The organism is Streptomyces sp. NPDC059454, assembly GCF_042749965.1.
In the GTDB taxonomy this organism is placed as follows: domain Bacteria; phylum Actinomycetota; class Actinomycetes; order Streptomycetales; family Streptomycetaceae; genus Streptomyces.
Genome location: NZ_JBHYVC010000101.1, coordinates 1 through 13,493 on the forward strand (window position 1 = coordinate 1; position 13,493 = coordinate 13,493).

Genomic DNA, 13,493 nt, shown 5'->3' on the forward strand with positions numbered 1-13,493 from the left:
CGGCCTCACCCACCGCCAGCACGGCACCCAGCAGTTCGGCCGACAGCACCGCACCCGGCTCGACGTCCAGCAGACCGAACCGCCCCGGATGCTCCGACGTGGCCGACCTCGCCAGGCCCCACACACCGGTCCCGGTCAGGTTGTCGCCCGTGACCGCGCCCCGCGTCACGAACACCAGCCGCGACTGCGCGCACCGCTCGTCGGCCAGCCACGACCGCACCAACTCCAGCGCCCACGCGGTGACGTCGTGTACGACGTCCACCACCGTGGCGTTCTCGCGCGTGGCGGGCTGCGGTACGACGGCGAACACCGTCGCCGGTACCTCACCGGCCGTGAGGAGCGCACTGATGTCGGTGTGACGGGGCCCGGGCAGTGCGGCCAGGAGGTCGCCGGTGGTGGGGTCGAGGACGGCCGTGGAGGCGGTCTCGGTGCCGCTCGCCGGTGCGGCGGCGGGGGTCCACGTGAGGTGGAAGAGGGCGTCCCGGGTCGTGGTGTCGACGGCTGTGCCGGAGGCGACGGCGCGCAGCACCAGGTTCTCGATGGTGGCGACCGGTGCTCCGGTGGGGTCGGCGACGGCGACGGACGCGGACTCGTCGCCGGTCCGGGTCAGGCGGACGCGGACGGCCCGGGCGCCGGTGGCGTGCAGGGTGACGCCTTCCCAGGAGAACGGGACGACTCCCCGCGCGAGTCCGCCGAGGGCGGAGATCTGCACGGACGCGTCGAGCAGCGCCGGGTGCAGGCCGAAGCCGGCCGCGTCGCGCTCCGCGGAGTCGGGGAGGGCGACCTCGGCGTACACGTCGTCGCCCCGGCGCCAGGCGGCGCGCAGGCCCTGGAAGAGGGGGCCGTACTCGTATCCGCCCTCGGCCATGCGCTCGTAGAGGCCCGTCAGGTCGACGGGCTCGGCGTCGGCGGGCGGCCAGACGGCGGTGTCGAAGGCTGCGGTGTCGAAAGCGGGAGCCGTGCCCGGGGCGAGGACGCCGGTGGCGTGCTCGGTCCAGGGCCGGTCGTCCTCGCCCTCCGGCCGGGAGCGGGCGGTGAGGACCCTGCGGCCCGCGGCGTCGGCCGGTCCGACCTGGAGGTGCAGTTGGACGCCGCCCTGTTCCGGAAGGACGAGGGGGGCCGCCAGGGTGAGTTCCTCGACGCGGTCGCAGCCGACCTCGTCCCCTGCCCGCACCGCGAGTTCGACGAAGGCGGTGCCGGGCAGCAGGACGTTGCCCATGACGACGTGTTCGCCCAGCCACGGGTGGGTGCGCAGGGAGAGGCGGGTGGTGAGGAGGAGGCCGTCGGAGTCGGAGAACTCGACGGCCGCGCTGAGCAGGGGGTGGCCGGCGGAGCGCAGACCGGCGGACTCGACGTCCCCGGAGGATGCGTCGGGCGTGGGCCAGTAACGCTGGTGCTGGAAGGGATAGGTGGGGAGGTCGGTGAGCCGTGCTCCGGTTCCGGCGAGGTAGGCGGTCCAGTCGACCGTCTGGCCGTGTGCCGCGAGCCGTGCGAGGGCGGTGAGGGCCGTGGTCTCCTCGTCGCGGTCCTTGCGCAGAAGAGGTACGAGGAGGGCGTCGTCGCCGGCGCTCTCACGCGCCATGCCGCTCAGCACACCGTCCGGACCCAGCTCGACGAAACGGGTGACACCCTGCCCGGCCAGCGCGCGGACACCGTCGTCGAAGCGCACGGCCTCACGGACGTGGGTCACCCAGTAGCCGGGCGACGCCAGCTCGCCGGGCGCCGCCACAGCACCCGACACGTTGGAGACGACGGGCAACCGCGGCTCACCGTAGGACAGCCCCTCCGCGACCGCGCGGAACTCCTCCAGCATCGGCTCCATCAGCGGCGAGTGGAAGGCATGCGACACCCGCAGCCGGGACGTACGCCGCCCCAGCCCCCGGAACACCTCCGCCACAGCCTCCACCGCAGCCTCAGCGCCCGAAATCACCACCGAGGAGGGGCTGTTGACGGCCGCGATCGACACCTCATCCGTCAGGTGCGGCAGTACCTCGGCCTCGGTCGCCTCGACGGCGACCATGGCACCACCGGCGGGCAGCGCCTGCATCAGCCGGCCACGCGCGGCCACCAACGCACATGCGTCCGCGAGAGAGAACACACCCGCCACATGCGCGGCAGCCACCTCACCGATCGAATGACCGGCCACGAACTCCGGCCGCACACCCCACGACTCCACCAACCGGAACAACGCCACCTCAACCGCGAACAACCCCGCCTGCGCATACGCGGTTCCGTTCAGCGCCTCCGCGTCCTCGCCCCAGACCACGTCGCGCAACGGCCGGTCCAAGTGCTCGTCCAAGCCCGCGCACACCGCGTCGAACGCCTCCGCGAACACCGGGAAACGAGCATGCAGTCCACGCCCCATACCCAGCCGCTGCGAACCCTGACCCGAAAACAGGAAGGCGGTCGAGCCGCCCTGGGCGGTGCCTTCGAGGACGGCGGGGTGGGGTGCGGCGCCGGCGAGGGCGGTGAGGGCCTGGGCGGTGGTGTCGGGGTCGGTGGCGAGGATCACCGCGCGGTGCGGGAGCGGGGCGCGGCTGGCCGCCAGGGACAGGGCGATGTCGGCGTACCGGGGGCGGGTGGCCGAGGCGTCGACGTGGGCGAGGAGACGTTCGGCCTGGGCGCGCAGGGCGGCCTCGGAGCGGGCGGACAGCAGCCACGGGGTCACGGCGGGGTCGACGGCCGGAGCCTGCGTACCCGTGTCGTCGGATGCCTCCGCCTCCTCGAGAAGGGGGGCCTGTTCCAGCAGGACGTGGGCGTTGGTGCCGCTGATGCCGAAGGCGGAGACGCCGGCGCGGCGGGGGTGCTCGGCGGTGGGCCAGTCGGTGGCCTCGGTGAGGAGTTCGACGGCGCCGGCGGTCCAGTCGACGTGGGAGGTGGGCGTGTCGACGTGCAGGATGCCGGGGAGGACTCCGTGGCGCATCGCCATGACCATCTTGATGACGCCCGCGACACCGGCCGCCGCCTGGGCGTGGCCGATGTTCGACTTGACGGCGCCGAGGCGCAACGGCCGGTCGGCGGGCCGGCCCTGGCCGTAGGTGGCGAGGAGGGCCTGGGCCTCGATGGGATCGCCGAGGGTGGTGCCGGTGCCGTGCGCCTCGACGGCGTCGACCTGGTCGGGGGTGAGGCGGGCGTCGGCGAGGGCGGCCTCGATGACCCGGCGCTGGGAGGGGCCGTTGGGGGCGGTGAGGCGGCTGCTGGCGCCGTCCTGGTTGACGGCGGTGCCGCGGATGACGGCGAGGACCTGGTGGCCGTTGCGGCGGGCGTCGGAGAGACGCTCGACGAGGAGGACGCCGACGCCCTCGCCCCAGGCGGTGCCGTCGGCGGCTTCGGCGAAGGGCTTGCAGCGGCCGTCGGGGGCGAGGCCGCGCTGGCGGGAGAACTCGGTGAACAGTTCGGTGGTCGGCATCATGGCGACGCCGCCGGCCAGGGCGAGGGAGCACTCGCCGGCGCGCAGGGCGCGGGTGGCGAGGTGGAGGGCGACGAGGGAGGAGGAGCAGGCGGTGTCGACGGTGACGGCCGGGCCCTCCAGGCCGAGGGTGTAGGAGATGCGGCCGGACAGGACGCTCATGGCGCCGCCGGTGAGGTTGTGGCCCTCGGTCTCCTCGGTGGTGCGGGCGAGGGAGCCGTAGTTGGTGTCGGCGCCGCCGACGAAGACGCCGGTGTCGGTGTTGCGGAGGGAGGCGGGGCTGATGCGGGCGCGTTCGACGGCCTCCCAGGCGGTCTCCAGCAGGAGCCGCTGCTGCGGGTCCATGGCGAGGGCTTCGCGGGGGGCGATGCCGAAGAGGTCGGCGTCGAAGTCGGCGGCGCCGTCGAGGAAGCCGCCCTCGCGGACGTAGCTCTTGCCGGGGGTGCCCGGGTCGGGGTCGTAGAGGGAGTCGAGGTCCCAGCCACGGTCCTCGGGCAGCGGGCCGACGGCGTCGGTGCCGTCGGCGACGAGCCGCCACAGGTCCTCCGGGGAGCGGACGCCGCCGGGGAAGCGGCAGGCCATGCCGATGACGGCGATCGGCTCGCTCTGGCCGGCCTCGACGGACTCCAGCCGCTGACGGGTGCGACGCAGGTCTGCGGTGACCTTCTTGAGGTAGTCGCGGAGCTTGTCTTCGGAGCTTGCCATGGGGGTGGAATCCTCTGGTTCTGGCTGGAAGGACGCGGGGCCGGGCCGGGTGGGTCAGGCGAGGCCGAGTTCGTTGTCGATCAGGTCGAACATCTCGTCGTCCGTGGTGGTGTCGAGGTCGGTGTCGTCGCGCTCGCCGGTGGTCTCCGTGGTGGCGTCGAGCTTCCACTGGAGGGCCTGGAGGCGCTTGGCCAGGCGGGCCCGGTCCTGGTCGTCGAGTTCGGTGCCGTGCACGGCGGCTTCGAGGTCGGCCAGCTCGGCGAAGACGGGCTGGTCCGCGTCGCCGGGGCCGGCGGGGCCGGTGCCGAGTTCGTCCCGCAGGTGGCGGACGAGGGCGGCCGGGTCCGGGTGGTCGAAGATGAGGGTGGTGGGCAGGGTCAGGCCCGTCTCCGCGTTGAGCCGGTTGCGGAGTTCGACCGCGGTCAGGGAGGACATGCCGAGGTCGAGGAAGCCGCGCCCGGAGTCCAGGGCCTCGGCGGAGGCGTGGCCGAGGACGGCGGCGACGTGGCCGATGACCGTGCGGTGCAGCAGGGCCTGCTGCTGGGGGCCGCTGAGCGCGGCGAGCCTGCGGCGGAAGTCCTGCGGTCCGCCCGTGGTCGCGGCGTCGGCGGCGCGGCGGGCGGCCGGCCGGGCGAGGGCCCGCAGCAGCGGGGGCACCTGGTCGGCGCGCAGGGCACGCGGGTCGAGTCGTACGGGGACCAGGTGGGCGGTGTCCAGGGCGGTGGCCGCGTCGAGCAGGCCGAGGCCCTGATCGGCGGTGAGAGGGCGGATGCCGGCCCGGTCCAGTCGGGCGAGGTCGGCTTCGTCGAGGGCGCCGGTGAGGTCGCTGCGGTCCTCCCAGAAGCCCCAGGCGAGGGAGACGGCGGTGAGGCCGCGGGCGCGCCGGTGCTGGGCGAGGGCGTCGAGGAAGGCGTTGGCGGCGGCGTAGTTGGCCTGCCCGGGGCCGCCCGCGAGGCCCGCGTAGGAGGAGAACAGCACGAACGCGGAGAGCTTGGTGTCGCGGGTGAGTTCGTGCAGGTTCCAGGCGGCGTCGGCCTTGGGCCGCAGGACGTGGTCGAGGCGTTCGGGGGTGAGGGTGTCGAGGAGGCCGTCGTCGAGGACGCCGGCCGCGTGCACCACGGCGGTCAGGGGGTGCTCGGCGGGTACGGCGGCGAGGGTGGCGGCGAGCTGGTCGCGGTCGGCGGCGTCGCAGGCGACGACGGAGACCTCGGCGCCGAGGGCGGTGAGTTCGTCGCGCAGGGCCGCGGCGCCGGGGGCGTCGGGGCCGCGGCGGCCGGTGAGCAGCAGGTGGCGTACACCGTGCCGGGTGACGAGGTGGCGGGCGACGAGGGCGCCGAGGACGCCGGTGCCGCCGGTGACGAGGACGGTGCCGGTCGTCGTTTCGTCGCCCCACGGGGTGCCGTCCGCGGGTGTGGTGCTGTCGCGACCGGCGCGGACCAGGCGGGGCACGGTGACGGTGCCGGAGCGCACGGCGAACTGGTGCTCGCCGGTGCGGCCGGCGGCGGCGACGGCGGCGAGCAGGGCGGTGGCCGACGGGTCGGCGTGATCCGTGCCGTCGGCCGCGCTGTCGGCCGCGCTGTCGGTGGTCGGATCGAGGTCGGCGAGGAGGAAGCGGCCGGGGTGTTCGGTCTGGGCGGACCGCAGCAGGCCCCAGACGGTGGCGTCGGCGAGAGCCGGGACGCTGTCGTCGGGTCCGGTGGCGAGGGCGCCCTCGGTCACCACGAGGAGCCGGGTGGCCGTGTGGCGCGGGTCGCTCAGCCAGGTGGTGGCCAGGTGCAGTGCCCGGTGGGCGGAGGTGTGGGCGGCGGTCACCACGTCCTGGGCGGTGGTGCCGGTGTCGTGGGTGTGGGGGACGACGACCACGGCCGGCTGTTCGGTGTCGCCGCTGTCGAGGGCGGCGGTGAGGTCGTCGAGGGTGGGGTGGACGTGGACGGTGGCGCCGGCGCGTTCGAGCGCGGCAGTCAGGCGTCCGGGGCTTCCGACGACCGCCCAGGGGCCGGTGAGGTCGGCCGGGTCGGTGTCGCCGGTCCACGGGGTCCACTCGACGCGGTGCAGGGCGTCGGGGGCGGTGGCGGCCGGGAGCCGGTCGGGGGTGGCCGGGCGGGTGGCGGCGGTGGCGGTGAGGACGGGGGCTCCGGTGCCGTCGTGGGCGTGCACCCTCCAGGTGCCGCCGTCGTCGGTCAGCCGCAGGCGCAGCCGGGTGGCGCCGGTGGCGTACGTGGTGACGTCCTGCCAGCGCTGCGGCAGTGCGGGCGCGGTGGCGTGCTCGGGGGTGGCGGCCAGGGCGAGGGCCGTCTGGAGCAGCGCCGGGTGGACGCGGAACCGGCCGGCGTCGGCGCGGGCGTCCTCGGGGAGTTCCACGTCGGCGAGGAGGTCGGTGCCGTGCCGCCACACCGCGCGCAGGGTGCGGAAGGCGGCGCCGGTGTCCAGGCCGCTGCCGTCGAGGGGGTCGTGGGCCCGGCCGGGGTCGGCGGGGCGGGCGCCGGCGGGCGGCCAGGTGTCCGGTCCTGCCGGGGCGGGTGCCGGGTCGCCGGCGGTGAGGGTACCGGTGGCGTTCAGGGTCCAGGGCACGTCGGTGCCGTCCGGGTCGGGGACGCGGGAGTGGACGGTGAGCGCGCGCCGATCCGGGCCGGCGTCGGTGCCCTCGGGGGCGGAGACGGTGATCTGGAGGTCGACGCGGCCCCGTTCGGGGACGGCGATCGGGGTGTGCTCGTCGAGGGTGGTGACGAGCGGGCAGCCGGTCTCGTCGCCGGCCCGTACCGCCCAGTCGAGCAGGGCGGTGCCGGGGACGACGGCGGTGCCGTGCACGCGGTGGCCGTCCAGCCAGGGCTGTGCGGTCAGCGACAGGCCGCCGCCGAGGACGGCGCCGCCGTCGGCGAGCCGTACGACCGTGTCGAGTCCGGTGGGGTCGGCCTGGGCGCCGGTGGCCTCCAGCCAGTACCGCTCGCGCTGGAAGGCGTAGGTGGGCAGGTCCACGGGGCGGCCGTGGGCGACGGCGGGCCGCCAGTCGACGGGGACGCCGGCGACGTGGGCGGCGGCCAGCGCGGTCAGCACCCGGTCGGTGCCGCCGTCGTCGCGGCGCAGCGAGCCGAGGGCGACCGCGTCGGCGCCCGCCGCGGTGACGGTGTCCTCGATGCCGACGGTGAGCACCGGGTGGGGGCTGCACTCGACGAACACGTCGTGGCCCTGGTCGAGGAGGGCGCGCAGGGACTCCTCCAGGCGGACGGTGCCGCGCAGGTTGCGGTGCCAGTAGGGGGCGTCCAGGGCGGTGCCGGGCAGCCAGTCGGCGGTGACGGTGGAGAAGAACGGGATGTCGCCGTCGCGGGGTTCGATGCCGGCCAGGGCGGCGGGCAGGGTCTCGGCGAGCCGGTCGACGTACGCGGAGTGGGAGGCGTAGTCGACGGGGATGCGGCGGGCGCGCACGCCCCGCTCCGCGCAGCCGGCGAGGAGGGTGTCGAGGCCGTCGGTGTCGCCGGAGACCACCACGGAGGAGGGGCCGTTGACGGCGGCGACCGACACGCCGGGCAGGTCGGCGACGAGCGCGGCGACCTCGTCGTGCGGTGCGGTGACGGCCACCATGCCGCCGTGACCGGAGAGTTCGCGGGCGATGGCGAGGCTGCGCACGGCGACGATCCGCGCGGCGTCCTCGAGGGACAGGGCGCCGCTGACGGCGGCGGCGGCGATCTCGCCCTGGGAGTGGCCGAGGACGGCGGCGGGCCTGAGGCCGTGGGCGCGCCACACCTCGGCGAGCGCGACCATCACCGCCCACAGGGCGGGCTGGGCGACGTCGACCCGGTCGAGGGAGGGTGCGCCGTCGGCGGCGCGCAGTACGTCGGTGAGGGACCAGTCGACGTGCGGGGCGAGGGCGTCGGCGCAGGCGGCGATCCGCTCGGCGAACACCGGGGAGATGTCGATGAGTTCGGCGCCCATGCCGGCCCACTGGGAGCCCTGGCCGGGGAAGACGAGGACGGCCCTGCGGTCACGGCCGGCGCCCCGGCCGCCGCTGGTCACGGCGGGCGAGGGGACGCCGTCGGCGAGGGCGGCGAGGCCGGCGCGGAAGTCGCCCGTGGTGGTGGCGACGACGACGGCGCGCCGCTCCAGGGTGGCCCGGCGGGTCACGAGGGACAGGGCGATGTCGGCGGGTGCGAGGCCGGGGTGCGCGTCGAGGTGGGCGAGGAGGGCGCGGGCCTGACCGCGCAGGGCGGCGTCGCTGCGGGCGGACAGGATCCAGGGCAGCGGGCGGTCGGCGCGGGCCTCCGGCGCGTCGTCGACGCCGCTGTCCGTCTCGTCGGCGGGCTCCGGTTCGGCCGGGGCCTGTTCGAGGATGACGTGGGCGTTGGTGCCGCTGATGCCGAAGGAGGAGACGGCGGCGCGCAGGGGGCGGGGGGTCGCCGGTTCGGGCCACTCGGTGGCCTCGGTGAGGACGCTGACGGCGCCGGCGGACCAGTCGACGTGCGGGGTGGGCGCGTCGACGTGCAGGCTCCTGGGCAGCAGGCCGTGCCGCAGGGCGAGGACCATCTTCATGACGCCGGCCACGCCCGCGGCGGCCTGGGTGTGCCCGATGTTCGACTTGACGGAGCCGAGCAGCAGCGGCCGCCCGGGATCGCGGTCCTGGCCGTAGGTGGCGAGGAGCGCCTGGGCCTCGATGGGGTCGCCGAGGCGGGTGCCGGTGCCGTGCGCCTCGACGGCGTCGACCTCGGCGGCGGCGACACCGGCGTCGGCCAGGGCCTGGCGGATGACGCGCTGCTGGGCGGGCCCGTTGGGGGCGGTGAGGCCGTTGGAGGCGCCGTCCTGGTTGACGGCGGAGCCGCGGACGACGGCGAGGACCTGGTGGCCGTTGCGGCGGGCGTCGGAGAGCCGCTCGACGAGGATCAGACCGACGCCCTCGGAGAAGCCGGTGCCGTCGGCGGCGGCGGCGAACGGCTTGCAGCGGCCGTCGGCGGCCAGGCCGCGCTGGCGGGAGAAGTCGACGATGATCTCCGGCGAGGACATCACGGTGACGCCGCCGGCCAGGGCCATGGTGCACTCGCCGCGACGCAGCGCCTGGAGCGCCATGTGCAGGGCGACGAGGGAGGAGGAACAGGCGGTGTCGACAGTGACGGCCGGGCCCTCCAGGCCGAGGGTGTAGGCGACGCGGCCGGAGACGATGCTGTTGGCGTTGCCGTTGTTGACGTAGCCGGCGATCTCGTCGGGGACGTGGGTGACGCGCTTGAGGTAGTCGCTGGAGGACAGGCCGGCGAAGACGCCGGTGCGGCTGCCGCGCACCGACCGGGGGTCGATGCCGGCGCGTTCGAACGTCTCCCAGGCGGTCTCCAGGAGCAGGCGCTGCTGCGGGTCCATGGCGAGGGCCTCGCGCGGGGAGATCCCGAAGAAGTCGGCGTCGAAGTCGGCGGCGTCGTGCAGGAAGCCGCCCTCGCGGGTGCGGGAGGTGACCTGGTCGCCGGGCAGGGCGTCGTAGAGGCCGTCGAGGTCCCAGCCGCGGTCGCCGGGGAACTCGGCGATGGCGTCGGCGCCGTCGGCGAGGAGCCGCCACAGGTCCTCCGGGGAGCGCACCCCGCCGGGGAGGCGGCAGGCCATGCCGACGATCGCGAACGGCTCCTCTCCCCCGGGGGCGGCCGGGAGGGGTGCCGGGGCGGCGGGCGCGGTCGCGGGGGTGGTGCCGGAGAGTTCGCCGTCGAGGTGGGCGGCGAGTTCGGCGAGGGTCGGGTGGTCGAAGACGAGGGTGGCGGGCAGCCGCAGCGCGGTGGCGGCGTTGAGCCGGTTGCGCAGTTCGACGGCGGTCAGCGAGTCGAAGCCGAGGTCGCGGAAGGCGCGGCCGCCGTGCAGCTGGGCGGGGTCGGTGTGGCCGAGGACGGCGGCGGCGTGGGTGGCGACGAGGTCGCGCAGCAGGGTGAGCCGGTCGTCGGCGGACAGGCCGGCCAGGCGCAGCCGCAGTCCGTCGGTGCCGCCGGCGGCGCCCGCCCTGGCGGTGCGGCGGACCGGGCCCCGGTACAGGGCGCGCAGCAGGTGCGGGATCTCGCCGTCACTGGTACGCAGCCGACCGGTGTCGAGGCGGACGGGGACCAGGTGCGGGCGCTGTTCGGCGAGCGCGGCGTCGAACAGGGCCATGCCGTCGGCCGCCGACAGCGGCAGGACGCCGGAGCGGCGGACGCGGGCGAGGTCGGTGTCGTCGAGGTGGCCGGTCATGGCGCTGGCGTCGGCCCACAGGCCCCAGGACAGGGAGGTGGTGGGCAGGCCGTCGGCGCGGCGGCGGTGGGCGAGGGCGTCGAGGTAGGTGTTGGCGGCGGCGTAGTTGGCCTGTCCGGCGTTGCCGAAGACGCCGGCGCCGGCGGAGAAGAGCACCAGGTCCGCGAGGTCGAGGTCGCGGGTGAGGCGGTGCAGTTGGCGGGCGGCGTCGGCCTTGGGGGCCAGGACGGTGCGCAGCCGGTCGGGGGTGAGGTGTTCGAGGGCGCCGTCGTCGAGGGCGCCGGCCGCGTGCACCACGGCGGTGAGCGGGTGGTCGGCGGGTACGGCGGCGAGGGTCGCGGCGAGCTGGTCGGCGTCGGCGGCGTCGCAGGCGACGACGGAGACCTCGGCGCCGAGGGCGGTGAGTTCCTCGCGCAGGGCGGTGGCGCCGGGGGCGTCGGGGCCGCGGCGGCCGGTGAGCAGCAGGTGGCGCATGCCGTGCCGGGTGACGAGGTGCCGGGCGAGGATGCCGCCGATGGTGCCGGTGCCGCCGGTGATCAGGACGGTGCCGTCGGGGTTCCAGGCGCGCGGCACGGTGAGGACGATCTTGCCGTAGTGCTTGGCCTGCGCCATGTGGCGGAAGGCGTCGCGGGCGTGGTGGACGTCCCAGGTGACGGTGGGCAGCGGGCTCAGGGAGCCGTCGGCGAAGAGACGGGTGAGGTCGGCGAACATCTCCCGGATGCGGTCCTCGCCGGCCTCGCGCAGTTCGTACGCCTGGTAGAGGGCGACGCCGGGGTGGTCGAGGGCGACCCGGCCGGGGTCGCGGACGTCGGTCTTGCCCATTTCGACGAGGCGTCCGCCGGGGGCGAGCAGGCGCAGCGAGGCGTCGACGAAGTCGCCGGCCAGCGAGTTCAGTACGACGTCCACGCCGCGTCCGCCGCTGGTCTCCCGGAACCGGTCCTCGAAGTCGAGGGTGCGGGAGGAGGCGAGGTGGTCGTCGGCCCAGCCCTCGGCGCGCAGCAGGCGCCGCTTGTGGTCGCCGGCGGTGCCGTAGACCTCGGCGCCCCAGTGGCGGGCGAGCTGGGCGGCGGCCATGCCGACGCCGCCGGCGGCGGCGTGGACGAGGACGGACTCGCCCGCGGTGAGGCCGGCGAGGTCGCGCAGGCCGTAGTAGGCGGTGAGGAAGGCGACGGGGACGGAGGCGGCCTGGGTGAAGGTCCAGCCGTCGGGCACGGGGGCGATCATGCGGGCGTCGGCGACGGCGTGGGTGCCGAAGCCGCCGGTGACCAGGCCCATGACGCGGTCACCGGGGGCGAGGCCGGTGACGCCGGGTCCGGTGGCGGTGACGACGCCGGCGGCTTCGGCGCCGAGGAGGACGGCGGGGCCGGGGTACATGCCGAGGGTGTTGAGGACGTCGCGGAAGTTGAGTCCGGCGGCGCGTACCTCGATGAGGACGTGCCCGGGCGCGGGCGCGTCGGTGATCTCGGGGCAGGGCACCAGTTCCAGCTGGTCGACGGAGCCCTTGACCGGGATGTCCAGGCGCCAGGCGGCGGCGCCGTCGGGCGCGCTCAGGGTGTCGGCGGTGCGGGGGCGGGCCAGTCGGGGCGCGTGGGCGGTGCCCTGGCGCAGGGCGAGCTGCGGTTCGCCGGTGGCGAGCGCGGCGGGCAGGGCCTGCCAGGAGTCCTGGTGGACGTCGAGGTCGGCGAGGACGAGGCGGCCGGGGTGCTGGGACTGCGCGGAGCGCACCAGGCCCCAGACGGCGGCGCCGGGCAGGTCGTGCGCGGGGTCGCCGGGCCCGGTGGCGACGGCGCCCCGGGTGACCACGACGAGCGGGATCTCCGCGGTGCGGTCGTCGGCGAGCCAGTCGTTGACGGCGGTCAGGACCTCGCCGAGGACGGTGTCGGGGACGGCCGGGGTGTCGTCGCCGGGGCGGGCGGCGGACGGCGCGTCGGCGCCGGGGGCGGCCGTCGCGGCCTGTCCGGTGAACAGCAGGACGGCGGTGGGGCGTTGGCCGGTGGCGTCGTCGAGAGCCGTGAGGTCGGCGAGGACGGGCAGTGACGTGCCGCCGCTGCCGTCGGGGGCGGTGACGGGGGTGCGGGGGGTGCCGAGCACGGCCCAGCCGGTCGCGTCGGCGGGGGTGGCGGCGGGCGCGAGGGGGGTCCAGTCGAGGTGGAACAGCCAGTCGCGGGCGGCCCGTGCGGACGGGTCGAGGGTCTCGGCGGCCACCTCGCGGACGGCCAGTGAGTCGATGACGGCGACGGGTGCGCCGCTCGGGTCGGTGAGGTGGACGGTGACGGTGTCCTCGCCGGCCGGGGAGATCCGTACCCGCAGCGCGGTGGCGCCGGTGGCGTACAGGGACACGCCGGACCAGGCGAAGGGGACGACGGTGCGGTCGTCGCCGCCGGGGGCGAGCCCGGCGGCGTGCAGGGCGGCGTCGAGCAGGGCGGGGTGGATGCCGAACCGGGCGGCGTCGCCGCGCACCTGGTCGGGCAGGACGACCTCGGCGAAGACGTCGTCGCCGCGCCGCCAGGTGGCGCGGACGCCCTGGAAGACGGGGCCGTACTCGTAGCCGCGGTCGGCGAGCAGGTCGTAGAAGCCGTCGGCGGCCAGGGCGGTGGCGCCGGGCGGCGGCCAGGCGGTGAAGTCCTCGGGCCGCGCCACGGCGGGGGCGCCGGGCTCGGTGAGGGTGCCCTGGGCGCGCAGGGTCCAGAGGTCCTCGGTGTCGCCGTCGGGTCCGGTGGCCCGGGTGTGGACGGTGACGGGGCGGCGGCCGGAGTCGTCGGCGTCACCGATGCCGATCTGGACCTGGACCTCGCCGCGCTCCTGGAGGACGACGGGGGCCTGCAGGGTGAGTTCGTCGACGCTGCCGACGCCGAGGACGTCACCGGCGCGGATGACGGACTCGACGAGTGCGGTGCCGGGGACGATGACGGTGCCGGACACGGCGTGGTCGGCGAGCCAGGGCTGGCCGCGCAGGGACCAGCGGGCGGTGGCGACGAGTCCGTCACCGCCGGCGAGTTCGACCGAGGCGCCGAGCAGGGGGTGGTCGGGGGACTCCAGTCCGGCGGAGGTGACGTCGCCGGCGGAGTCGGCGAAGCGGGGCCAGTAGTGCTGCCGCTGGAAGGGGTAGGTGGGGAGGTCGACGCGGCGGGGGCGGGTGCCTTCGTAGAAGGCGTCCCAGTCGACGTCCGCGCCGCACGCCCACGCCTCACCG

Annotated in this window: 1 protein-coding gene and 1 pseudogene; both read right to left on the minus strand. The window is 76.1% G+C overall.

What is annotated here, in order from left to right; genetic code table 11:
• Window positions 1-4,114: pseudogene (locus ACFXAE_RS35195) on the minus strand (type I polyketide synthase); the annotation flags it as partial.
• Window positions 4,115-4,168: 54 nt separating this feature from the next.
• The coding region (locus ACFXAE_RS35200) for an SDR family NAD(P)-dependent oxidoreductase (RefSeq protein WP_384723453.1) at window positions 4,169-13,493 on the minus strand (9,325 nt) is incomplete at its 5' end.